The sequence below is a fragment of the Idiomarina sp. T82-3 genome (assembly GCF_001577655.1).
Lineage (GTDB): Bacteria > Pseudomonadota > Gammaproteobacteria > Enterobacterales > Alteromonadaceae > Idiomarina > Idiomarina baltica.
Genome location: NZ_LSBQ01000003.1, coordinates 137366 through 161767 on the forward strand (window position 1 = coordinate 137366; position 24402 = coordinate 161767).

Annotated in this window: 25 protein-coding genes and 4 tRNA genes; 3 read left to right on the plus strand and 26 right to left on the minus strand. The window is 48.3% G+C overall.

Annotated features, from left to right (window positions below):
• The first annotated feature begins 65 nt into the window (after window positions 1-65).
• On the plus strand, window positions 66-947 hold the full coding sequence (gene nlpI / locus AWU56_RS02930) for a lipoprotein NlpI (protein ID WP_272978170.1): 882 nt from the start codon (window positions 66-68) through the stop codon (window positions 945-947).
• 35 nt (window positions 948-982) lie between these two features.
• Window positions 983-2125 carry an SEL1-like repeat protein gene (locus AWU56_RS02935; RefSeq protein WP_286681726.1) on the plus strand — a complete coding sequence of 381 codons (1143 nt, stop codon included), beginning with the start codon at window positions 983-985 and terminating at the stop codon, window positions 2123-2125.
• Here AWU56_RS02935 and AWU56_RS02940 read toward each other — a convergent pair.
• From AWU56_RS02940 to AWU56_RS03045, 22 genes are all read right to left on the minus strand, one after another.
• Window positions 2057-2449: an MAPEG family protein gene (locus AWU56_RS02940; protein ID WP_083773237.1), complete on the minus strand. Its 393-nt coding sequence runs from the start codon at window positions 2447-2449 to the stop codon at window positions 2057-2059. The genes AWU56_RS02935 and AWU56_RS02940 overlap by 69 nt on opposite strands.
• Window positions 2446-3411: a lipoyl synthase gene (gene lipA / locus AWU56_RS02945; protein ID WP_006955189.1), complete on the minus strand. Its 966-nt coding sequence runs from the start codon at window positions 3409-3411 to the stop codon at window positions 2446-2448. The genes AWU56_RS02940 and lipA overlap by 4 nt, the downstream gene beginning before the upstream one ends.
• Window positions 3395-4060 carry a lipoyl(octanoyl) transferase LipB gene (gene lipB, locus AWU56_RS02950; RefSeq protein ID WP_040487720.1) on the minus strand — a complete coding sequence of 222 codons (666 nt, stop codon included), beginning with the start codon at window positions 4058-4060 and terminating at the stop codon, window positions 3395-3397. Before lipB ends, lipA begins: the two co-directional genes overlap by 17 nt.
• Window positions 4061-4116: 56 nt before the next feature.
• Complete coding sequence (ybeD, locus tag AWU56_RS02955) at window positions 4117-4383, minus strand: DUF493 family protein YbeD (protein ID WP_006955187.1); 267 nt, start codon at window positions 4381-4383, stop codon at window positions 4117-4119.
• 9 nt (window positions 4384-4392) lie between these two features.
• Window positions 4393-5559 carry a D-alanyl-D-alanine carboxypeptidase family protein gene (locus tag AWU56_RS02960; protein WP_006955186.1) on the minus strand — a complete coding sequence of 389 codons (1167 nt, stop codon included), beginning with the start codon at window positions 5557-5559 and terminating at the stop codon, window positions 4393-4395.
• A gap of 38 nt (window positions 5560-5597) precedes the next feature.
• On the minus strand, window positions 5598-6407 hold the full coding sequence (locus AWU56_RS02965) for a septal ring lytic transglycosylase RlpA family protein (protein WP_272978173.1): 810 nt from the start codon (window positions 6405-6407) through the stop codon (window positions 5598-5600).
• The gene (mltB, locus tag AWU56_RS02970) at window positions 6397-7404 is read right to left on the minus strand and encodes a lytic murein transglycosylase B (RefSeq protein ID WP_286681727.1); all 1008 of its coding nucleotides are present in this window, start codon (window positions 7402-7404) and stop codon (window positions 6397-6399) included. Before mltB ends, AWU56_RS02965 begins: the two co-directional genes overlap by 11 nt.
• A 21-nt stretch (window positions 7405-7425) precedes the next feature.
• Complete coding sequence (rodA, locus tag AWU56_RS02975; protein ID WP_006955183.1) at window positions 7426-8550, minus strand: rod shape-determining protein RodA; 1125 nt, start codon at window positions 8548-8550, stop codon at window positions 7426-7428.
• The gene (mrdA, locus tag AWU56_RS02980; RefSeq protein ID WP_286681728.1) at window positions 8537-10429 is read right to left on the minus strand and encodes a penicillin-binding protein 2; all 1893 of its coding nucleotides are present in this window, start codon (window positions 10427-10429) and stop codon (window positions 8537-8539) included. The genes rodA and mrdA overlap by 14 nt, the downstream gene beginning before the upstream one ends.
• Window positions 10430-10452: 23 nt before the next feature.
• A complete protein-coding gene (rlmH, locus tag AWU56_RS02985) occupies window positions 10453-10923 on the minus strand; it encodes a 23S rRNA (pseudouridine(1915)-N(3))-methyltransferase RlmH (protein WP_006955181.1) in 471 nt (156 codons plus the stop codon).
• Complete coding sequence (gene rsfS / locus AWU56_RS02990; protein WP_006955180.1) at window positions 10924-11244, minus strand: ribosome silencing factor; 321 nt, start codon at window positions 11242-11244, stop codon at window positions 10924-10926. It abuts the gene before it with no gap.
• Window positions 11245-11310: 66 nt separating this feature from the next.
• Entirely contained in the window at window positions 11311-11946 is a 636-nt protein-coding gene (gene nadD, locus AWU56_RS02995; protein ID WP_286681729.1) for a nicotinate-nucleotide adenylyltransferase, read from the minus strand.
• A complete protein-coding gene (gene holA / locus AWU56_RS03000; RefSeq protein ID WP_286681730.1) occupies window positions 11915-13000 on the minus strand; it encodes a DNA polymerase III subunit delta in 1086 nt (361 codons plus the stop codon). The genes nadD and holA overlap by 32 nt, the downstream gene beginning before the upstream one ends.
• 2 nt (window positions 13001-13002) lie before the next feature.
• Window positions 13003-13506 carry an LPS-assembly lipoprotein LptE gene (locus AWU56_RS03005; RefSeq protein ID WP_006955177.1) on the minus strand — a complete coding sequence of 168 codons (504 nt, stop codon included), beginning with the start codon at window positions 13504-13506 and terminating at the stop codon, window positions 13003-13005.
• A 1-nt stretch (window position 13507) separates the two neighbouring features.
• On the minus strand, window positions 13508-16087 hold the full coding sequence (leuS, locus tag AWU56_RS03010; RefSeq protein ID WP_006955176.1) for a leucine--tRNA ligase: 2580 nt from the start codon (window positions 16085-16087) through the stop codon (window positions 13508-13510).
• Between the two features lie 59 nt (window positions 16088-16146).
• Entirely contained in the window at window positions 16147-16344 is a 198-nt protein-coding gene (locus AWU56_RS03015; protein WP_006955175.1) for a hypothetical protein, read from the minus strand.
• A 32-nt stretch (window positions 16345-16376) separates the two neighbouring features.
• The gene (gene lnt, locus AWU56_RS03020) at window positions 16377-17957 is read right to left on the minus strand and encodes an apolipoprotein N-acyltransferase (RefSeq protein ID WP_006955174.1); all 1581 of its coding nucleotides are present in this window, start codon (window positions 17955-17957) and stop codon (window positions 16377-16379) included.
• Window positions 17954-18838, minus strand: coding sequence for a CNNM family magnesium/cobalt transport protein CorC (corC, locus tag AWU56_RS03025; RefSeq protein WP_006955173.1), 885 nt, complete (start codon window positions 18836-18838; stop codon window positions 17954-17956). Before corC ends, lnt begins: the two co-directional genes overlap by 4 nt.
• Window positions 18839-18856: 18 nt before the next feature.
• Window positions 18857-19327 (minus strand): rRNA maturation RNase YbeY, encoded by a 471-nt coding sequence (ybeY, locus tag AWU56_RS03030; protein ID WP_286681731.1) that lies wholly within the window; start codon window positions 19325-19327, stop codon window positions 18857-18859.
• Window positions 19311-20318, minus strand: coding sequence for a PhoH family protein (locus AWU56_RS03035; protein WP_006955171.1), 1008 nt, complete (start codon window positions 20316-20318; stop codon window positions 19311-19313). Before AWU56_RS03035 ends, ybeY begins: the two co-directional genes overlap by 17 nt.
• Window positions 20319-20341: 23 nt before the next feature.
• A complete protein-coding gene (miaB, locus tag AWU56_RS03040; protein ID WP_286681732.1) occupies window positions 20342-21772 on the minus strand; it encodes a tRNA (N6-isopentenyl adenosine(37)-C2)-methylthiotransferase MiaB in 1431 nt (476 codons plus the stop codon).
• Between the two features lie 88 nt (window positions 21773-21860).
• Window positions 21861-22730, minus strand: coding sequence for a DMT family transporter (locus tag AWU56_RS03045; protein WP_006955169.1), 870 nt, complete (start codon window positions 22728-22730; stop codon window positions 21861-21863).
• 115 nt (window positions 22731-22845) lie between these two features.
• Between AWU56_RS03045 and AWU56_RS03050 the strand changes: the two genes are divergently transcribed.
• Window positions 22846-23937 (plus strand): FAD-dependent monooxygenase, encoded by a 1092-nt coding sequence (locus AWU56_RS03050; RefSeq protein ID WP_286681733.1) that lies wholly within the window; start codon window positions 22846-22848, stop codon window positions 23935-23937.
• Between the two features lie 79 nt (window positions 23938-24016).
• Here the strand turns inward: AWU56_RS03050 and AWU56_RS03055 are convergent.
• The 4 genes from AWU56_RS03055 to AWU56_RS03070 all read right to left on the minus strand — a co-directional run bounded on the left by AWU56_RS03055 (window position 24017) and on the right by AWU56_RS03070 (window position 24402).
• Window positions 24017-24103: transfer RNA gene (locus AWU56_RS03055), tRNA-Leu, on the minus strand.
• A gap of 12 nt (window positions 24104-24115) precedes the next feature.
• Window positions 24116-24190 (minus strand) — tRNA-Gln (locus tag AWU56_RS03060).
• Window positions 24191-24220: 30 nt separating this feature from the next.
• A tRNA-Gln gene (locus AWU56_RS03065) sits at window positions 24221-24295 on the minus strand.
• 22 nt (window positions 24296-24317) lie between these two features.
• Window positions 24318-24402 (minus strand) — tRNA-Leu (locus AWU56_RS03070).

Below are 24402 nucleotides of genomic sequence, written 5' to 3' on the forward strand. Positions count from 1 at the left end.
CCTGTTGAGCTAGCTCAATGGGGCTTTTTTTGCTCTAATGGAATAAATTTTCAAGGGTATATTCTATGCGATTACTTTCTTTGGCAGCGTTGCTTGCTGTGACCCTAACAGGATGTGCAACTCCGCCCGCGAATCAAGCCGATGCACTCGCAGCACCCACGCCTAATGTTGTGTTAGCAGAGCCCGAACAGGCTGAGTTTCGTTATGAAATAGAGATCGCGCGTATTAGTCAATTAGTGAGTGATGAATCGTTATCTGATGAAGAACTCGCATTTGCCTTTTATCGACGTGGTGCATTGTATGACGCGCTAGGCTTACGTACGTTGTCGCGCATGGACTTTATGCGGGCGATAGAAGTCAAACCACGGTTAGCAGATGCCTACAATTATTTAGGCATACAATACACTGAGTTGGGTGAGTTCGACTTTGCGTTTGAGGCACTTGATTCTGCACTTGAGCTTGACCCCGACCATCCGTATGCATTGCTTAACCGAGGCATCGCAGAGTATTACGATAATCGTGTTAAATTTGCGGTTAATGATTTCCAAGCACACCTTAAAAATGATCCCAGCGATCCTTATCGCGTGATTTGGTTGTTTCTGGCGCAGTATCGTGAATCACCCAATGAGGCGTTGAATGCGTTGGCACGCAACCAAAAGGGAATAGATGAAGAAGACTGGGCTAACCGAATTATTGAATTGTATTTAGGAGAACTGAGCGAAACTGAGTTTCTGCAACAACTCACGGTGCAGCTTCGGGGTGATGAAACCCTAGCAGAACGTCTGTGTGAGGCTTATTTCTATCTCGGTAAATACAGTCAACGGCAACAGCAGTGGACTAAAGCGGCCAATTATTTCAAGTTGGCATTAACGACTAACGTGCATGAATTTGTTGAACATCGTTATGCCGACATTGAGTTGGAGCAAACTCGCCGACAACTGCAATGAAAACCCTCTGTATTTTGCTAGGGGTCGCCCTAGGGGTGACCCTAATCTCCAAAGATTCTCAACCGACATCAACCCAACTGCGTTGGGCCGCAGCGCTTAACGGGGACGCCAATGCCCAGTTTGAGGTGGGCGAAGTATATCAGCAGCAACAACGTGTCAGTGCGGCACTGATATGGTGGCAACGAGCGGCTCAAAATGGCTCGAAAAAGGCGCTTGAACGCCTCCAGTCCAAATTTCCGCAACATTCTAAGCGTTGGCTCAATATTGCTGCGGAGCAGGGCGATGAGCACGCTACTGCGCAGTTAGCTGAGTTAGCATTAAATGATCCCACGATATCTTGGCCAGATTGGTATTCGCGCTTTGGTCAGTCTGAACTTTCTAGTGGAGCGAGCGCACTTATTGCCTCTAAAAATGCACCCTCGTGTACCAAGGTGGTGCCCGTAGTCGCGCGTTCTAACGCCAGTAAAGCGCGTTATGTTGCCTTGCTTGAAGCTATCAGTGGTATACAGAGTGAATCGAGTGCAGGTCAGGTATGTTTCGCCTGGCAACATAGACCTAAACAGCATTGCTCAGTGACTGATAGCCAACAAGCAGTATGTGATGAGATCGGTTTGACAGGAGACACCGGAAAAATACTATTGGCTCAGGCGGGTCGCTCCTACACTCGTCCTAATACAATGGTGCTTGGACAAAGTGCAACGCCTGAGGTTATTCGACATGAATGGGCGCACTGGCTAGGTTTTGCGGATGAATATGCGATGCGCATGCCTTATGCCCGTAATTTTTGTATGGGGCGTTATGCTCAGCAACCGGTCAATATCGTGGTCACTGAAAAGCCAATAATGAGCAGTTCTGAGCTACAAGCGTTATGGCGTCGCTTACCTTGGTCTTCGCACATAAGTGACTGGCGCAAATTAGCACGCCCGTTGGGGGAGGATCAGTGGCAGCTAGGTTCGAGCAGTGCAGATGCAGTTGGTCTATATGCTGCGCAAACCTGTGCGGCAGTTCCGGGACGCTATGCGTGGAAACCCTTAGCGCAGGAAACTTTGATGGAACGTCATCAGTCAGGGGTGTGGCCTGACTTATATAATCTTTTACAGCAGCCGGCGTTACTGCATGATGGCGAGTTGAGCCAACATCAAAATGGGGCACAAAAAGGCGAAAAACCAAACGAGTGAACGCAATTTGTCCCAATTGAGTAAGTAAAGAATATTGTAGGCGATACGAAGCACAATAAAGCTCACTGCCAGCCCCGTTGCGTGGGGACTGATTTGTTCACTGGCGAGATTAGCCAGTACAGCGGCTGCGTAAAGCGGAAACGCTTCGTAAGCATTATAGTGAGCGGCGACAGCTCGGGCGCCAATGCCGGTGAGTCGAGATTGCTGGGCGCGCGGATGATGGTTGTCATACCCGTTCGCCCGATTTTGGAAAAACACCACAGGTGCCTTAGCCAATACGGGTAAGACACCTGCGATTAACAAGCACCACAGCAGTGTGCTCATCGTACAGTTTCACCGGCTGCTTGTAGGTCAGCATGGTAGGATGAACGTACCAAAGGTCCACTGGCGATATGGCTAAAGCCCATTTCTACGCCCGCGACACGGAGTTCTTCAAACTCGTCAGGGTGTACGTAACGAGCGACCGGAATATGGTGACGGCTAGGTTGCAGATATTGACCAATTGTCAGCATATCGCAGTCATGAGCACGTAAGTCACGCATGACCTCTAAGATCTCTTCTTTGGTTTCACCCAAGCCAACCATGAGACCCGACTTAGTGCGCACATCTGGACGTGCTTCCTTGTACTTCTTCAGCAAGTCCAATGACCACTGATAGTTTGCGCCGGGGCGCGCCGCTTTGTACAAGCGCGGAACCGTCTCTAAGTTGTGGTTGAATACATCAGGCGCTTCGCCGGACAAGATGTCCAACGCAACTTTCATACGTCCACGGAAGTCAGGCACCAAGATCTCGACCTGAATTTCTGGGGTATACTTACGAATTTCACGGACACAGTCGGCAAAGTGTTGGGCACCACCATCACGCAGGTCGTCACGGTCAACTGACGTAATTACAACGTACTTTACGCCCATGTCATGGATAGTCTTACCGAGTTTTACCGCCTCTTCAGGATCGGGTGGTAATGGACGACCGTGCGCAACATCACAGAATGGACAGCGACGTGTACAGATATCACCTAGGATCATAAAGCTTGCTGTACCATGGTTAAAACACTCGGGTAGGTTAGGGCACGATGCCTCTTCACATACCGAATGTAAGCCGTGGCTACGCATGGCTTGTTTGATTTCATCAATACGTTGCGTGTTTGACGGCAACTTAACCTTCAGCCATGAAGGTTTGCGTAACATTTGGTCACGTTCAGTCGGAACGATCTGAACAGGAATAAGTGCCATTTTGTCGGCGTCGCGCATTTTAACGCCGGGTTCCACTCTAACTGGCTTTGACATAAGCTTCTGCAAGTCCTGTTTCCGATTGAGTATTTCGGTAGCCAACACGTTCGATAAAGCGTTGCGTTACCCTCTCTGCTGCTTCTTCGAAGCTCTGCGGACCGCCTAAGTCCGCCGTTTGAATCATTTTTATACCGGTCAACCCACACGGGTTGATGCGGCTAAAGGGTTCCATGTCCATATTGACGTTTAACGCCAAGCCATGAAAAGAACACCCTTTACGGATGCGTAAACCGAGTGAACAGACTTTATCTCCGTCCACATAAACACCCGGCGCGTCGCGGCGCGGTGCGGCTTCAATTCCGTAATCGTTTAATACGTCGACGATGGTATTCTCGATCTCGTTCACGAGTTGCCGAACACCGAGGCTGAGGCGTCGTATATTAAGCATAAAATAAACCACCAGTTGCCCCGGACCATGGTAGGTCACTTGGCCACCTCTATCGACCGGAACAACGGGAATATCACCCGGCGCGAGTAAGTGCTCTTCTTTACCTGCCTGTCCTTGGGTAAATACTGGCGAATGCTCAACTATCCATAGCTCATCGGGCGTTGAATCGTCACGCGTATCGGTGAATGATTGCATGGCCCGCCAAATCGGCTCATAAGCCTGACGACCCAAGTCACGAACAATAATTTTATCCATCATCGACCTATTATAACGAGATGCGCTTGTGGCGGCTAGCGTTGCTTTATTACGAGCAGTTATAGCACATAGCGGACATCTTCAATGTCAGCTAGAGAGCGGTAGAGAATTTCGATATGTTCCTGACTCTCGACACGAACCGAAACCGAAACGGAATGGTAGTTGCCTTTGCTACTCGGCTTGACCGAGGGACTGTAGTCCCCCGGTGCATGCTGCTGTAATACTTCAACGACTTGATCAGGAAGCGTGGCCGTAGCTACGCCCATCACCTTAAAGGTAAAGTGACATGGAAAGTCGACTAGCTGATCAAAACGAGTTTTTTGCATACGGATTGCTTATTCCTCAGAGAACTTACGTTTAATATAGTCCATTGCGCGCTTAAAGAAACCGCCTTCCTCGACACTTTGCAATGTAACGAGTGGGAAAGAGGCGACATCTTCACCTTCAAGTTGAAGGTAAACGGTGCCGACGTGTTCGCCTTTCTGCAATGGTGCTTCTAACTCTTGATTGAGTTCAAAGTTTGCTTTTAATTTGTCGCGTTGACCACGCGGCAGCGTGATAACAACATCTTCGCTAATACCTAACTCGACCTGGTCTTTGTCTCCACCCCAAATTCGTTGAGATACGAAACTCTCACCGGCTTCATACGCAGTAACCGTTTCATAATAACGGAAGCCGTAGTTAAGTAATTTTTTGCTTTCAATTTTACGTGCTTGTTCGCTACCGGTACCGATGACTACTGAAATCAGTCGAGTATCGCCGTCCACCGCAGACGTCACTAAACTATAGCCAGCTTCGCTGGTGTGACCTGTCTTAATGCCATCGACATTCATGCTTCGGTCCCACAACAACGCGTTTCGGTTGTATTGCTTTATGTTGTTATAAGTATACGATTTTTGAGAGTATATTTTATACTCTTCGGGCGTCTCATTGATAAGTGCACTCGCCAATTTACTCATATCGCGTGCCGAAACATACTGTTCCGGATCGGGTAAACCATGACTGTTAGCAAAATGACTGCTGGTCATACCGACTTCTTGCGCGTACGTATTCATTAAATCTGCAAAAGCACCTTCGCTACCGGCAATGTACTCTGCCATGGCGACACAGGCGTCGTTACCAGACGAAATGATAATACCGTGGTTAAGGTCCGATACACTGACCTCAGTACCTACTTCGATGAACATCTTCGATGATTCGGGGAAATTTTTTGCCCAAGCATTTTCGCTGATAGTGACCATATCCGAATTACTAATACGACCAGCTTGAATTTCTTTACCGATAATATAGCTTGTCATCATCTTGGTCAGACTCGCGGGCGGCAGGCTCTCATCTGCGTTACCTTCGGCGAGTACTTTACCTGTTTTGTGGTCAATCAGAATATACGCCTTAGCGTTGACCTGAGGAGGATTCGGGACAAGCGACTGAGCACTTGCAACACCAAAGGAAAACACAGCAACGAGTGTGACGAGTGGTTTTATCATCTTGTTAACTATCTTCATGGTTATCGCTTTAACATCTTTTATGTGTGTGGATTATATCAATTTTGATTGTTCGAGTCAGTTGCTTCCGCACTATTCGCGGTAATTTTAACTCTAAATGCGTTAGGAAAACCCTTCGCCCTAACTTGCTGTAACCATTTATTGGCTTCAACTTGTGGCAAAGGTCCTAAAAGTAGCTTATGTAGACTCTCGTTTGACTGAGTAGTTGCATGTGCTTGCCAATTTTTTGGTAACTGGTCGCGTAAGGTCGATATTTTTTGCGCATCTTCGCTGGCGAATAGTTGGACATAATAGCGATGTTCAACGGCGGGCGATAAAAACTCAATGGCTTCAACTTTAACCGGTGCTGTGCCGTGACCTACGATGTCCAGTTTATAGGCAGCCGCAAATGATAAATCGATGAGTCGATCGGAGTGAAATGGGCCACGATCGTTGACTCTTACGATCACCTGTCGTTGGTTATTCAAGTTTGTCACTCTTACGTAGGTTGGCAGTGGTAACCGGGTATGGGCGGCGGTCATACTGTACATATCATAGTATTCGCCATTAGATGTGAGGTGACCATGAAACTTATTGCCATACCACGAAGCGATACCTGTCTCTGAATAACCCTCAGCGCTTTCCATTACATCGTAAAACACGCCATTGACTTGATAATCTTGGTTACCTTGTCGACTTAAAGGCTCCTGTACCGGTGTCGCACTTTGCAACTCCGTAGCGGTAGGGATGCGTGTTGGTGCACTATCGTGCGCTTGTTGGTAACGACCTGAGGGCTGCGAGCTGCAGCCCTGCAATAGCACTACACAACTGACCAGCGAAGCGCCTAAACGCACCATTTTATGAGTCATTTTGATGTTCATAAGCAGAGGCAATTTGTTCGCTCAATTGATAAGCGACCATAGCGTATAGTGGGCTGTGGTTGTAGCGCGTAATGCTGTAAAAATTGTCAAAGCCTAACCAGTATTCATGACCTGTTTCGGTTTCAAAAGCCAGCACTTTAACGGCAAGGTCATCAGCGTATTGGCTGCCGATTTGATAGCCTTGACGGCGCAACTGACCAATCGTGGTATCAGGTTTCATACCTTTTGAGGCAACCGCTGCCCAATCTTGATTTTGCTCAGGTTGGTAGGCGACCGGTGCGCCGGCTTGCCAGCGGTGTTCCGCAAAATAGTTTGCCACGCTGCCAATCGCATCGGTGGTGTTGTTAATTAAATCGCGCTTACCGTCATTATCGAAGTCGACAGCATAGTGTCGGTAGCTGGATGAGATAAATTGACCATACCCCATGGCACCGGCATAAGATCCCACGGGCTCTGTAACATCCCAACCTTGCTCGGCGGCTAAACTAAAGTATTCGGCGAGTTCCGATGAAAAGAATGAACTCCGTGGCGGATAATAAAAGCCAAGGGTATATAAGGTATCTAAAACGGAATATTTGCCTAAGTACTCACCATAGAAGGTCTCGATACCGATAATGGCAACAATAATGCGCTCGGGTACACCAAACTTCTGTGCTGCACGCTCTAGCTCATCCTGATGAGCTTGCCAGAACCGGACACCCGCGGCACGGCGCTTATCGGTCAGGAAAATAGGGTAGTATTGATACCAAGGTTTAGCCTCCCACGGCTTTTGGATGGCAGCGAGCACATCCTCGTTACGTCGCGCCTTAGCTAACCACTGCTGTAGCTTTTCCGGTGCGATTCCTAATGCCTCACTTTGTTCGCTCACAAAGGCATCGATTCGTTGTTGTGCTTCAGTTTCGGTGCGTTGCGTTTGCGCGCTCGCGAATGGTCCGCTAAGCGCGGCCAACATGATGGAGGAGGTTATTATCGCTGATTTAATCATACTGCACCTACATAATCGTTACTATTGATAGCCATCGCGGATTACAAGCCTATGATGGGTTGCCGCTGACATAATAATCCCAAAACCAGCCATCAAGGTTACCATGGATGTGCCACCATAACTGATTAGCGGCAACGGTACCCCGACAACGGGAAGTAATCCAGAAACCATACCAATATTTACAAAAACATACACAAAAAATGTCAGAGTCAGCGATGCTGCGAGGAGTTTCGCGAACATATCTTGTGTTCTTAACGCGATGATTAATCCACGAATAATGACAAAGGTATAGAGTGCCAGCAATAAGGTGACGCCGATGAGCCCGAATTCCTCACTAATGACGGAAAAGATGAAATCGGTGTGACGCTCGGGTAAAAACTCAAGTTGAGATTGAGTGCCATGGAGCCAGCCTTTGCCATCAATGCCACCGGAGCCAATGGCTATTTTGGACTGGATAATATGATATCCGGAACCTAAGGGGTCGAGCTCTGGATTTAGAAAAGTGAGTACCCGCTGACGCTGATAGTCATGCATTAAGTAGATCCACAAAACGGGTAGGAAGGCTAGTATGAGCATGACGGCAAAGACAATTAAGCGCCAACTCAAACCGGCAAAGAAGATAACGAAAAGTCCGGCGCTTGCGACTAACAACGAGGTACCTAAATCAGGCTGCTTAGCAATCAGAAGGGTCGGTAACAACACCAATGCGAGCGCTGCGGCTATTCTTAACAAGCGCGGTGGCAGGGCGCGTTGATTGATGAACCACGCAATCATCAGCGGCATCGCTAACTTCATAATTTCTGAGGGTTGAATCGTCACAGGACCGAGATCGAGCCAACGTTGGGCGCCTTTGCCGACTTCGCCAACCAATAATACGGCGATGAGCAACAATACGCCTAATCCATAAATTAACGGTGAGATACGTTCGTAGAATCGTGGTGGCAGTTGCGCGACGACGAAAAGGGTGGCCAACGCAGCACCAATACGAATAGCCTGTCGTACGACCATATCCATGTTTTGCCCACTTGCCGAGTAGACGATAAACAGACTGGCGATGCAGAGGCTCAGTAAGCCGAGTAGCAAAGGGCCATCCAAGTGTAGCTTTTTGAGCAACGGGTGACGCTGACGTTCTTCAGTCGTTAGCACTTTCGACCTCCTCATATTGCTCAGGGTGATAGCGCTTATGCCATGTATCTAATAGTCGACGAGCGGCTGGAGCGGCAATGCTACCGCCACCCCCAACCACGTTTTCAATTGCAACAGCGATGACAACTTCAGGTGATTCAGCCGGTGCGTAGCCTACATACATTGCATTATCGCGATATTTTTCGGCGACCTCTTCTGCAACATATTCCTCGTCTTCACCCAAGTTAACAACTTGTGCCGTTCCGGTTTTACCTGCGGATGTGTACGGCGCATGACGAAACGCTGAATGAGCGGTTCCGTGAATGCTGGAAGTGACTTCGACCATGGCATCGTGCACCACTTGCCAGTAGCTTTGTTTATCGACTTGTACGGGCTGATTGTATTTCGGTTCTACCACCTGCATATCGTCTAACGTTCCATAACCTCGCAGCAACCTCGGAATAACGAACTCACCGTTATTTGCCATCACACCCGTTGCAGCTGCAAGTTGCATTGGTGTAGCGGTCCAATAACTTTGTCCAATACCCACCGATAGCGTTTCTCCTGCATACCATGGCTGACCGTAACGGGCGCGTTTCCAGCCGCTATTGGGCATAATCGCGGGAATTTCTTCAGCAATATCGATGCCGGTTTTTTCGCCAAAGCCAAACTGATGCATGAAGTCAGAAATTTGATCGACACCGAGTTTGAGAGCCAAATCATAATAAAATGTATCGCAGCTCTCTCGGATAGCTTTACTGACGTTGACCCAGCCATGACCCCAAGCAAGCCAGTCGCGGTAGCGCCGGTCGACCCCTTTAATTTCGAACCAACCGGGGTCCCAAATGCGAGTCGTCGGTGTAATCTCACCTGATTGTAAGCCTAGTAATCCGAGTTGAGGTTTAATAGTAGAGGCGGGCGGATAGCCGCCCTGGGTTGCACGATTCAGCAAAGGACTGTGTCGGGAATTCAGTAATGAACGATAGCGATCGACTGAGATGCCGCTAACAAACCAATTGGGATTGTAACTAGGGGTGCTCGCCATCGCGAGAATGCCCCCCGTTTGCGCGTCCATCAGAATGATCGAACCGCGATTTTCTCCCAGTATTTCAGTTGCTTTACGTTGTAGTTCGATATCCAGCTCGAGCACAATATCTGAGCCCGGTGTGGGCGGCTCAGTGTTCAGCGTACGCACTACACGTCCACGATTGTTCACTTCAACGCTACGATATCCCACCTCACCATGAAGTTGTTCTTCATAGTATTTTTCGATACCCAATTTACCGATGGTTCGACTCGCCGCATAGTTGGGTAGACGTTCCTCCTCATCTAAGCGCTGCACATCACGACGGTTAATTTTAGCGACATAACCTACGACGTGAGTCAACAGATCGTCGAATGGGTAGTGGCGTACTAATCGTGCTTCGATTGAAAAACCGGGAAACTTATGTTGTTTGGCAGCAAAGCGAGCAATTTGTTGCTCGTTCATATCATCGAGTACGGTGACATGATTGAAACGACGCTGAGTTTTCACATTCTGCTCAAAGTCTTCAATCGCTTCAGGTGGGATTTCCAGTAAGTTAGCAATACGCGCAACTTGTTGTTCGAGGTCGGTAACTTCCTCAGGAATGACTTCTAAGCTATAAACGGGTAAATTCTCAGCCAGTAATGTGCCATTACGGTCGTAAATCAAGCCTCGATTCGGCGCGATTGGAACGAGCTTGATACGATTATCATTTGAACGGGTTTGCAAGTCGTTATATTCATCGACTTGTAAGTGATAAAGGTTACCAAGAATAACCGCGAATAAGCCGATAATAACAACAATCGCAAAAATCACTCGTCCAGCAAACAGGCTGGATTCAGCATCATGATCTCTGATCGGCGTACGAGTGCGCATTTAGCTTCATTACCTTTATATCGTTATTCCCGATGGTACGGGTGATTATTATTAAGACTCCATGCACGGTACAAACTTTCAGCGACAATCACGCGTACAATAGGGTGAGGCAATGTGAGCGGTGACAGTGACCAGCGTTGTTCGGCGGCTGCTAAGCACGCATCTGACAATCCCTCAGGCCCACCAATCAGTAATGACACATTGCGACCATCCATTTGCCAGCCCGCCATTTGCTGAGCTAATTGTGGTGTGGTCCAAGGTCGGCCATGAACCTCAAGTGTCACGATACGATGACCTTTGGGTACCGCTGCTAGCAAGGCTTCACCTTCTTGGCTTTTGATTTTACCTAGCTCAGCCTTCTTTCCCCGCTTTTGAGGCGTGATCTCGACAAGATCCAAGCTCATGTCACGGGGAAATCGTTTTTGATATTCTTCAAAGCCGCTGCTAACCCAGGTTGGCATTTTATTACCAACAGCGAGCATCTGAATGTGCACTTATTGGCTCCAGAGCTTCTCAAGTTGGTAAAAGTCGCGTATAGACTCTTGCATCACGTGTAGCACCACGTCACCTAAGTCAACCAGTACCCACTCGCTTTGCTCACCACCTTCGATACCTAATGGAGGGATACCTGCGTGTTTAGCTTGGGTCGCAACATATTCAGCAATACTTTTAACATGTGTTTTAGAGTTGCCAGAACAAATAACCATGTAATCAGCAACGTCCGTTTTACCATGCACATCAAGGACCTGAATGTCACGTCCTTTTAAATCATCGACTTTATCAATGACAAATTCGCGCAGTTGTTCAACTTGCAAGTTTTATTACTCCCATCGACTTTGACAAAAGTTAGAGTGTATCAGATTATCGCGCTATAAACAGCATCACAATGGGCTTGAATACAATCCGTGATGACGAATGTATGTCATTACCTGAGATGGTATTTCTGCACTGTCGCCTGAGGCTAAAGCGTCCCTAACCGCAGTTGATGACACATCAGTCAGGGTGGTATTAGCAATATAAATACGACCACTTGAACCCTGATAGAGTTCATCGGGCGAAGATACTTGTCGGTCATGCAGTAATTGAGTCACCGTTGAGTTAGCCGTCCTGAGCTGATAACCGGGGCGAGGCAGGACAACCAGGTGAGCACAAGCGAGGATGGACTGCCACTCAAACCATTGGTCAAAAGTAAGTAACGAGTCCATACCCATAATAAAAGCCAGGGTATCATTAGGGTAGTGTTCACGCATTGCGGCGAGTGTTTTGGCAGTATACGACGGACCGTTTTGGTTTAGCTCGAAAGGTTCGGCACACATGTGTGCATGAGATCTGATAGCGCATTCGATCATGGCCAAACGGTGCGCGCCATTAGCACGCGGTTGGGGCCTGTGCGGTGGTACCGCGTTGGGCATCAAATGAATAGTAACGTAATTAAGCTCTTCGATTAGCGCCTTTGCAGCATTAAGATGGCCACAATGGATAGGATCAAAAGTACCGCCAAAAATCGCTCTCAACATGACTATACACACCTAATTGTTGGCTGATGGACGCAGGTAATTGGGGCGAGGACAATAACACAACGAGATGATAAAGCAGAACATCAAGTGGCTCGTCGCGGTCTCCTTTTATTGCACGCTCAATGCGCTCTGCCAATGCAATCATTTGCTTGATGGAATTATCACTGTGGGTGCTAGCACGTGCTGAGTAGGCAGACTGTTGCGAGCTCCATACTGCAAATTGTTTAAATACGGCTTGGTGATCCAATCCATGCTGCGCGTTGACATGTAATTGGCTGATAATCTGCACTTCGCGCTGTAGCATCCAATTAAGGATATTCAGTTCAATATCGTTATCAAGTAACCGCTCCAAACGATGAATTGCTTGACTCAGATCCTGTGCTGCAATGCTCTCTTGTAATCCGAATACATCAAATTGACTGCTATCTGCGACGCGCTCGTAGATTTGCTTCTCGTCTATTTGTGGTGGATTCGGTAGCAATGACCATTTGATAAACTCTTGTTCGAGTGCAAAGAGATTGCCTTCAAACCAGTTGCTTAAAACCTCAGCCGCTGTTTGTGATAACTGCAGTTGATGGCGCAGCGCGCGTTGCATTACAAAACGTGGTAACTGACTGCGTTTGGGGGTAAAAATTTTAACTTGCAGTGCCTGTGCTGCAAGCGCTTTGAACCAGCGACTATTGAGTTGTTCCTTTTTGAGCCGAGGGCCCTTTAAGATAAGCAACTGGTCAGGATTCGGTTGTTTAACGTAGTCGACTAACGCATCTGAACCCGGTTTACCGGGTTTAGCTTCGGGCAACTCAATATCGAGTACTGTGAAGCTACCAAATAGGCTCATTGATTGTTGCTGGAGGGAAAGTTGACCCCAATCAAATTCGGCATCGGCACGCCAACGCTGATACTCCGGCGTACTTGATAATTGTTGATTGAGGCTGTGGCGGATTATTTCGTCGCAATCTTGCTGCAACAGAAGCTCGTCCCCAAACAGCAAAATGACAGGCGGAATGCGTTGTTGCAAACTGCTCGCGAGCTGTTCAGGGAAAATGGCTTGCATGGTTAGTCCGAGAACTCTGAGATCAGTTGACGCACTAAACGGCGAGTCGCTTCATCTCGCATTTCTGATACCAAGAGTTCACGCTCTCGTGTTTTGGCGAGAGCAAAGTTCGGATCATCTTGGTAGTCGCGAGCAACTTCGACTTGGCCGTTATACTCGGTTTCGCCATCGCGGATGACCTGATAATTGATTTGGTATATCAGTTCATATTCCGCGACTTGTCCACTTTCAAATAACGAGAGTGTACGGCGTTCAAGCTGATCGGAAAGTATACGCACGATAGTGGTGGAGTTGCTTGTGCCCCCATCTACTACCTGAATACCTGCGGTAAGTAACCGTTGCGTCAAGCTCGCCTCGAGTTCTAATGAGTCAATACTATCGAGTCGAACGGCCTGAAGATTAGCAGGAAGCTGATAGCTATCTCTTAGTTGGAAGCTACAGCTATTAAGCCCGCCTAAAAAAAGCAGGCTTAATAACACAGCGGTTACTGGTCGTAGGTACGCCATATTAACTCACCACAATATTGAAGATTTTGCCTGGGACATAGATCTTCTTGCGAATGGTTTTACCGTCGGTGTATTTTTGTACAGATTCATCGGCTAATACGAGCGATTGTACTTCTTCTTCGCTCGCGTTAGCAGCGACGGTCAGCTTGGCACGTACTTTTCCATTGACCTGAACAACAATGAGCTTTTCTTCTTCGACCAACGCACTGTCATCGACACTCGGCCAGTCTGCAGCGATCAGGCTATCTTGATGACCGAGTTGCTCCCATAAATGCTCGCAAATATGCGGTGTAATCGGTGCCAACATACGAATCATGGCATCAATCGCTTCACCCATCACGACGCGGTCGGCTTCAGTCTCAACAGGCGCCTTTTGTAGGTGATTAAGTAGCTCCATGATTGCCGCAATTGCGGTGTTAAAGTGTTGGCGACGACCCATGTCATCACTCACTTTGGCTATGGTCTTGTGAAGCTCGCGGCGCAGTGCCTTCTGATCTTTGTTGAGCTCAACATCATTCTGATGATAGCCCCCCGCCTCGATGAAGTCATAGGTTAATTTCCATACACGACGCAAGAAACGTTGAGCACCTTCGACACCTGAATCCGACCACTCCAAGGTCATTTCAGGTGGCGCGGCAAACATCATAAATAAACGAACCGTATCGGCGCCGTAACGCTCGACCATAGTTTGTGGGTCGATACCGTTATTTTTCGACTTTGACATTTTGCTCATACCCGCGATTTCGACAGGTTGACCATCTGCTTTGTGGCGTGCTGAGACTACGGCACCTTTGTCGTCTTTATCGAGTTCGACGTCGAGCGGAGAAATCCACTGTTTGCCGCCTTTGTCATCCTCACGGTAGAAACTGTCAGCCAATACCATACCTTGGCATAGCAGGCGCTTAAACGGCTCATCGGATTCAACGAGACCTGTGTCACGTAGCAATTTGTGGAAGAAACGCGCATACAACAGGTGTAAAATAGCGTGTTCAATGCCGCCGATATACTGATCCACTGGGAGCCAATAGTTGGCTTTTTCTGGATCGAGCATGGCGTCATCCGTTTGTGCGCTGCAATAGCGCGCGTAGTACCATGACGACTCCATAAAGGTGTCGAAAGTGTCGGTTTCATGTTCTGCCGGTTGTCCTTGATACTCTGTTTTGCGCCACTCAGGATCAGCTTTAATGGGCGATGTAACACCGTCCATTGTGACATCTTCAGGCAAGCGGACCGGTAGTTGGTCTTCTGGCACGGGCACTGATTCGCCATCGGCAAGATTCAGCATTGGGATAGGTGTCCCCCAGTACCGTTGACGAGAAACACCCCAGTCGCGCAATCGGTAATTCACACTACGCTGACCCACGCCACGTTGCTCCAGCAAATCAGCAATCGCGTCGAAGGCTTGCTGTGACGACATGCCGTTGTAGTCACCTGAGTTAATCACTTTACCTTTTTCGGTAATCGCCGCGGCTTTAATATCACCTTCGCCACTAAACGGCTCGATAACAGGAACGATAGGCAGTTCATATTTGGTCGCGAACTCCCAATCACGCTGATCGTGACCTGGCACTGCCATAACGGCACCTGAACCGTAATCCATTAAAACAAAGTTAGCGACCCACACGGGAATCTCTTCGCCGGTCATTGGATGAACCGCGCGGATCCCCGTATCCATGCCGAGCTTTTCCATCGTGGCGATATCTGCTTCAGCCACTTTGCTATTTTTGCACTGCTCGATAAAGTCGGCGAGTTCAGGGTTACTTTTTGCAGCTTCACGCGCGAGCGGATGCTGTGCGGCTAGCCCCATGTAAGTAACACCATAAATCGTGTCAGGGCGGGTGGTGTAGACACTCAGCGACTGGTCGCTGTTGGCCACTTTGAATTCAATTTCTAAGCCTTCAGAACGACCAATCCAGTTACGCTGCATCGCCTTAACTTGTTCTGGCCAACCATCCAATTGGTCTAAATCGTCAAGCAACTCATCTGCATAATCGGTAATTTTGATAAACCACTGCGGAATTTCTTTTTGTTCAACTTTAGCACCGCTGCGCCAACCGCGACCATCGATTACTTGTTCGTTAGCAAGTACGGTTTGGTCAACAGGATCCCAGTTAACGGTGGCGTTCTTTTTATAAACCAAGCCCTTTTCATATAACTTTGTAAAGAACCATTGCTCCCAGCGGTAGTACTCGGGTGAGCAAGTGGCGACTTCGCGTTGCCAGTCATAGCCAAAACCTAAGCGCTTAAGTTGCTCGCGCATGTATTCGATGTTTTGGTATGTCCACTTGGCTGGCGCGGTTTTATTTTGAATGGCGGCATTTTCTGCCGGTAGACCAAATGCATCCCAACCCATCGGCTGAAGCACGTTCTTGCCTTGCATCCGTTGATAGCGAGAGACCACATCACCCAGCGTGTAGTTACGCACGTGACCCATGTGGAGCTTGCCGCTTGGGTACGGGAACATCGAGAGACAGTAGAATTTCTCTTTCTCTGGCTGTTCAGTGACTTCGAACACTTTATCTTCTTGCCAACGTTGCTGAATGGCTTGTTCTATCGCGGACGGGTTGTATTGTTCTTGCATAGGTCGTTTTATATCCGATATTGGTTACTGCATAGTCAGGCGGCAAAGCCGCCTTCGAATTAGCTAATGGCGTACCACATTACAAACATGATGACTAAGCCAGCCACACCAAAGAATGTAAATTCAAAACGTTGGCGTTGGCGAACTTCAGTGTCATCTGTTGGCGTTGCTAAAAAGAACATGGCTAAGCTGGTGAGGCCGAGTCCACCAGAGGCAACCAGAACTGCAAAGAGAATGGCATCGAGAATGTTTTCCATGACTACTTTTCCTATTTACCCAATTAACACGATTATTGTACTGATTTTTCCTGCGACTGACCACGGTCAGTGCGATTAAATAGCCTGATTAAAGGTAGTAATGACAATACAGCAAGCAGGTCAGCAGGCCAGTTTCCCCATTGCTGAAATAACGTTGTGCCGCGTACCACGGGAAGTTCTGCAGAAACCGTTGTCGCTTTAAATTGGGGCGCGATAGCGATGATGCGACCTTGTTCATCAGTCATCGCACTCACGCCGTTATTGGTCGAGCGGATTAACGGTCGACCGAGTTCCATTGCACGCATGCGTGCGATTTGCATATGTTGCCAAGGACCATGAGAGTCACCAAACCAAGTATCGTTGCTGACAGTAATTAGGTAGTCAGTATCGGCGCTTACGTTCGCACGTACCTGATCGGCAAAGACAATTTCATAGCAGATGGCAGCTGCCAAGCGGTGACCGTTGGCTAATAAGTTAGGTTGAATATATTCACCGCGTTGAAACGATGACATCGGCAAATTAAATAACGGAGCGATAGGGCGCAACAGATTCTCAAAAGGGACAAACTCGCCAATCGGTAATAGGTGGTGCTTTTGGTAACGGTTGCTGCTGCCATACTGATAAGGCGTATCAAATCCATCAATACCCGATTCATCGCCCAACACAATCATCGTGTTGTAGAACTGATCACGGGTACTTTGATAATCAATAATACCGGATATTAATGCAGCGCCGTTCATTGCCGCCGATTGATCAATGGTGCTCAGTACGTCATCTGCGTAGGGTTCAAGTGCTGTGATGGCGGACTCTGGCCATACGATAATATCGTGTTGGTAGTTCGGACGGGTAAGATCTAAATAACGCAATATATTAGGCCACTGCTGATCAGCCTGCCATTTAAGCGTTTGTGAAATATTGCCTTGTACCAATAACACAGATGTTTTGGTGTCAGTACGGTGCAACGGTTGCAATTTAGGCAGTATATAACTTGCGGTAAAAAATACCAGTAGCATCAGTGCTGCGTAAATTCGGCACCGTAACGACCCCACGACTGCCGCTGCGATAGACAATGCTATAAACCACAGTACGGCAGTAATGCCTCGCTGACCGATAGTCGATGCTAAACCGCCCAGCCAAGCGTCCGTTTGCGTATACCCGAGCTGTAACCACGGAAAGCCGGTAAATAACCAACCTCTTAGCCACTCGGATAAGAACCAAAACAACACCAAGCTAAAATACGCGTAAGGCACTTTGAGACTTAATTTACGCCAGCTGTAAAAAGCCAGCGCAGGGAAGAGCGCAAGATAAGCGATTAACAAACCGAGTACCGCGATATCTGCTATCAGCGGCATACCACCATAGGTATCAATGCTGACTAAAATCCAACTTAAGCCGGCGCCTAACCAACCAAGACCAAAGAAAAAGCCAGCTCTAAACGCCTGTTTAGGCTTGAGCGGTTTTATAAGAAGCACCACGCAGGGCAGTACTAACAGCGGCAAGTACGTAAGCGTGTAAGGTGAATAAGCAAACGTCAGTGATGTACCCAGTAAAACCAGTACGATGTGACGCAACCAACCCACCTGATTGAGTGCTTCAAGCCGCTTGTGGATCACCCCTGCGATTCCTCGGTATATGTATCCGATGTCGGTGGTGTCACCTGTAATTGTTGAATTCGACGCTTGTCCGCACTGGTGACCTTAAATGTGAACCCAGATAGCGTGATTTGCTCTCCGGGTTGTGGCAGGTGACCGAAGCCGTGCGCCACTAGACCACCCACTGTATCGATTTCATCGTCAGCGAATTGGCTGTTAAAATGGTCATTAAAGTCTTCAATGGTAGTGAGTGCTTTAACAGAGTATCGAGATGCACTTAAGCGTTTAATATCGGCTTTATCGTCATCATTGTGATCGGTTTCATCCTCGATCTCGCCCACGATCTCTTCTAAGATATCCTCGATGGTGACCAAGCCCGATACACCACCATACTCGTCGACGACGATCGCCATATGATAGCGGTTAGACCTAAACTCTTTAAGCAACACATCAACCCGTTTGCTCTCTGGCACAATGACTGCTGGTCGCATGACTTCGGATAACGAGAAGCTGTCTTCAGTGAAATTAAAGCCGTAACTGAGTAAATCCTTCGCTAGAAGAATCCCTTCGACATGATCTTTGTTGTCGGTGACGACGGGGTAGCGGCTGTGTTGTGATTCGATCACGATAGGCAGGAACTCCTCAACGCTTTGGTGAATATCAATGGTCACCATTTGCGAACGAGGAATCATAATGTCACGCACTTTAAGTTCAGCGACATCGAGTACACCTTCGATCATTTCCTTCGTATCGTTATCGATCAGGTCCCGCTCTTCAGCGTCCTGAATTAAATCGACAAGTTCTTCTCGGCTTTTCGGCTCTCCAGCGAATACCTGTAACAGTTTGGCTGCCCAAGATTTTTGCGAAGAGCCGCTGGCTGAGTGGGGATTGTCGTCGCTCATTCAGAGTGTTGCTCCGTGTTAATGATTAATTTGGTAAGGATCAGGAATATCGAGCCGTGCCAGTGCATCTTTCTCGATGCGTTCCATGTGCTCGGCTTCAGCATCTTCAATGTGATCGTACCCTAAAAGGTGCAGAGTACCGTGTATCACCATATGCGTCCAGTGATGCATGAGCGGTTTCTGCTGCTCATCCGCCTCACGCTCTACCACCTGTGCGCAGATTACCAAGTCACCGAGTAGGGGAATTGGCATTTCGATAGGCGCTTCAAACGGGAAAGACAAGACATTGGTCGCATAGTCCTTACTACGAAATTCATGATTCAGACTGCGTCCCTCAGCTGGATCAACGATACGAACCGTTAATTCGGCTTCAGTATTGTCATAGCCAGCGAGTGCTAACGCAGTCTCTACCCAAAGCTCAATATCCGCTTGTTGAGGGAGTTCACTCGCTGTCTCGCAGGCGACTTGATAATCAGCTTGAACCTTCACGGCGCTCCTGTCCTGTATCAAACTCTTCGTAAGCTTGCACAATGCGTTGCACCACCGGGTGACGCACAACATCGCCGGCTTGGAAGAAGGTAAAACTAATATCCGGTACTTTACTAAGGACTTCAATCGCGTGGCGCAAACCAGACCGTTGCCCTCGCGGTAAGTCGATTTGAGTAATGTCGCCAGTGATTACTGCCTTGGAATTAAAACCAATACGGGTGAGGAACATCTTCATCTGTTCCATCGTGGTGTTTTGGCTTTCATCTAAGATAATAAAGGCATCGTTGAGCGTGCGCCCGCGCATGTATGCTAACGGTGCGACCTCAATCACATTACGTTCAATCAGCTTTTCGACTTTCTCAAAGCCAAGCATTTCGAACAAAGCATCGTATAAGGGACGTAAATAAGGATCGACCTTTTGAGCTAAGTCTCCTGGTAAAAAGCCCAGTTTTTCGCCGGCTTCTACCGCTGGACGTGTCAGCAAAATACGACGGATCTCCTGGCGTTCGAGCGCGTCAACGGCACAGGCAACAGCCAGATAGGTTTTACCTGTACCTGCCGGTCCAATACCAAAATTGACGTCGTGCGCGAGAATCGAACGCACATAGCCCGCTTGGTTATGATTGCGTGGCTTGATAAGACCTCGTTTGGTCTTGATATGCGTCATTTTCTCCGCCGCCGGATCCGTGTCGTCTTGCTCAAGTACTTTGGCTTGCTGAATAGCCAAATGAACCTGCTGCGGTTCGACATGACCCTCTTGACCTTTGACGGTGGCAGTCTCGACATAGAGGTCGCGCAGAATATTCTGCACTGCAGCAACGGTGTGCGCGTGTCCAATTAAACGAAAATGATGACCGCGGTGGGTAATTTCCACACCCAAGCGGCGCTCGATGTGTTTGAGGTTCTCGTCAAATGGACCACAGAGATTAGAGAGCCGACGTAAATCCGTCGGCTCTAGTTCAAATTCAATAGTTTCGGTACGTTGATTCAATCGAATCCTCTTCTTTGCTAGTACTAAGGTACGACTCGAGCAACACCTAATGGATCGGGTTCTTCCGCCTTGTTGCGTTGCAGAATCGTTTCTGGCGCGGTGTCAATCCGAAGGCCCATATCGGCTTCTTCACGAATTAACTCACCTCGGAGTGAGTTAGGTAATACTTCGGTGATTTTGACATCGACAAACTTACCAATCATATGGGGTTGCCCAACGAAATTTACAACCCGGTTATTTTCGGTACGACCGGTTAACTCCATTGGATTCTTTTTCGATGGCCCAGTCACTAGAATACGTTGTTCAGTATCCAGCATCCGGCGTGCATGCGCCATTGATTGCTGGTTGAGTCGTTGTTGAAGCAACTGTAAACGTTGTTTCTTGGTCGCTTCAGTGACGTCGTCAGGTATATCGGCAGCAGGTGTACCAGGACGCGCACTGTAGATAAAACTGAAGCTCATATCAAAGTCGATGGCTTGAATAAGATCCATCGTCGCTTGGAAATCTGCATCGGTTTCACCGGGGAAACCGATAATAAAGTCCGATGACATCGCAATATCAGGACGCGCTTTCTTTAAGGCGCGAATTTTTGATTTGTACTCTAACGCGGTATGGCCGCGTTTCATCATCGTTAACACGCGATCCGAACCACTCTGTACCGGTAAGTGTAAATGACTGACCAGCTCAGGAATCGTTGTGTAAGCCTCGATAATATCGTCCGTAAATTCGACCGGATGCGAGGTCGTGTAACGAATACGATCAATACCATCAATGGCAGCAACAAGATGCAATAACTCGGCGAAGCGGCATACAGAACCATCAAAATGCTCGCCACGATACGCATTAACATTTTGACCGAGTAGGTTGACCTCACGCACGCCTTGCTCCGCCAGTTGTGCGATTTCATAGATCACGTCATCGACCGGGCGGCTGACTTCTTCACCACGCGTATAAGGCACGACGCAGAACGAGCAATATTTTGAGCAACCTTCCATGATAGAGACAAAGGCACTCGCGCCCTCGGCTTTTGGATCGGGTAGGCGGTCAAATTTCTCGATTTCTGGGAATGAGATGTCGATCATGGGTTGTTGGTCTGAACCGACCTGCTTCACCATTTCAGGTAAGCGGTGCAAGGTTTGTGGACCAAACACAATATCAACGAACGGTGCACGGGCGCGAATAGCGTCACCTTCTTGCGATGCGACACAACCGCCCACACCAATTAACAAGTCGGGGTTGGCTTGTTTTAAATGCTTCCAGCGTCCGAGCTGATGGAACACCTTCTCTTGAGCTTTTTCACGGATCGAGCACGTGTTTAGCAGGATAAGGTCAGCCTGTTCGGCTTCTTCGGTCAGTTCATAGCCGTGTGTCGAGTTGAGTAGATCGGCCATCTTGGTCGAATCGTACTCGTTCATCTGACAACCCCAGGTTTTTACGTATAACTTTTTGCTCATGGTGACTCAATCAATTGCTGGAATTTGGAAACTTCAAATCGGGCGCATATTTTACCTGTTATATTGGGTAAAAGCCAACCATACCGCGTTAACTTTTACGGCGGGTGCGTATTGCGAAGTAGCCCGCAATAATAATGATGATAGCGCCCCAAAACATATGCCAAGCGACCACCTCGTCGAAGAACAGATAGCCGAGCAAAGCGGCAAACATCACAGAAGTATACGTGAAGACACCCACTTTTGCAGGCGGAGCGATAGAAAACGCTTTGGTCATTGCGAGTTGCCCATAGACCGCAAGCGAGCCCATGGCAATAACGCCTAGCCAGTCTTCGTAAGGCATCGGCTGCCATAACCAAATTAAGGGGATAGCGCTGGCAATGGTGGCATAGGTAGAAAAATAAAAGACAATCTTACTGGTCGATTCTGTGACCGACATTTTTCTAATCACGGTTTTAGTGAATGCAGCAAACACCGCCGCGATAAATGCAACTCCGACGATGGGCGATATACTCGCTTGCCAGGGGCTCAAGAAAATGAACACACCGACAAAGCCTAATAAAATAGCTAACCAGGTTTGTCGTGCGACATATTCTTTTAACCAAACCCGACCAATAATTGGGATTAAAAAGGGTGACAACAACAATACCAGTGTTGCTTGAGCGAGTGGAATAGTCGCTATAGCGAAAAAGAACAGGTACATAGCGGCAACACCAGCGGTACCTCGCAACAGGTGCAACCCTAGTTTCTCAGTTCGTAACGCACTTGGACCTTTACGTAAAAGCCAGGGTAGCAACACAATAAAGGCCATGACGTTACGAAAAAACACCAGTTGCGCAAATGATTGATCGTCGCTTAAGTGCTTCACTAATGCACTCACACCAGCAAAACTCGCTTCTGCTGAGAGAATAAAGCAAGACGCGATGACGACATTTCGAGTTGATACGGCGTTTGAATGCATTGAGCTAGCGCAAGTTGATAATCCAATAATGCATATAGTAACGGAAAACAGCGCGCTTTTATGTTAAAAATAACGGCAATCGAAACAATCAATCGTGGGTACAGGAGTTACAGCGGTGACAATCTCCGTCGATTATCTAATTAATGGTGCTGGAATGGTGGGAGCGGCGGCAGGTTTAGCGTTGGCTCAACAGGGCTACCGCGTGTTACTTGTGGATAACGCTGAAGCGCCGAAAAAAGCGGAACGTTGGGATATACGCATTTCGTCAGTCAATGACCATCATTGGCATTGGCTTTCTCAGCTCGGTGTTGCGGATTGCATTGATAAAGATAGAGTACTGCCTTACACGACACTGTCGGTTGCGTCGATCAACGGCACTCGCGCCGACTTTGATGCAAAAGAGGTGAATCGCGACCAATTGGGCGTGATGGTTGAAAACAATGCACTGCAGCGCGCGTTGTGGCGCTGTTTAAAGCATTGTGAAACTGCGCAAATACGGGCTAACGATGCCATCACTGAAATAGACTTAGCTAACCACAAGGCGGTCCTTGCGGGTGGCGCGTCAGTCCAGTTTAATCGCTTACTTGGTTGTGATGGCGCTCATTCGCAAGTTGCGCAGGCCGCTGGTATTGGATCTCGCGGCTGGGACTACGGACAAACGTGTGAGTTGGTCAATGTGATAACCGATCAGCCTATACCCTCAGCAACCTGGGAAATATTCAAGCCAGGCGGTCCGTTTGCATTACTCCCACTGGGTTGTAATGAAGCCTGTCTAATCAATTACCGACCCAGCAATACGCACCACACTACCGATCTGAAGCAACTATTTGAGCCGTTCATTGGTGCCTTTGATACCTATGCATCGGGGCAATTTCCATTACAGCGAAAACATGCATTACGTTATTGCGTTGGACCTGTAGTACTCATGGGGGATGCAGCTCACAGTATTCACCCGTTGGCGGGGCAGGGAGTCAATTTGGGCTTTGCCGATATTCGCTGTTTTATTGAACAGCAGGGTGATGCTCAGCGTTATGAACGTCAGCGTCGCAAAGCTAATGCCAAAATGATGCGGGCAATGGATATGATTCATTGGCACTTTGAAGATGCCAATCCTTTGAAACAGCGCATAGTTGCAGCGAGTTTGAAGTTGGCGAAAAGGGGCGTTATCAAGCAGGCAATTATTAAACAAGCGATGGGGATGAGCTAGTACTACAGAACATATCAGGAGCCAGAAACAAAAAAGCCACCGTAAAGGTGGTTTTTTAATGCCGAGTGTCCTAACAACTTGGTGCGGAGGGAGGGACTTGAACCCTCACGTCCTTGCGGACACTAGCACCTGAAGCTAGCGCGTCTACCAATTCCGCCACCACCGCAAGTGGTCATGTTGGCTGGGGCACCAGGGATCGAACCTGGGAATCGCGGGATCAAAACCCGCTGCCTTACCGCTTGGCTATGCCCCAACAACATATGGACGAACTCAAGCAACGCGTTGGCTGGGGCACCAGGGATCGAACCTGGGAATCGCGGGATCAAAACCCGCTGCCTTACCGCTTGGCTATGCCCCAACATAGTGTTGGTTCAGAGAGTTGGTGCGGACGGAGAGACTTGAACTCTCACGCCGTGAGGCACTGGAACCTAAATCCAGCGTGTCTACCAATTCCACCACGTCCGC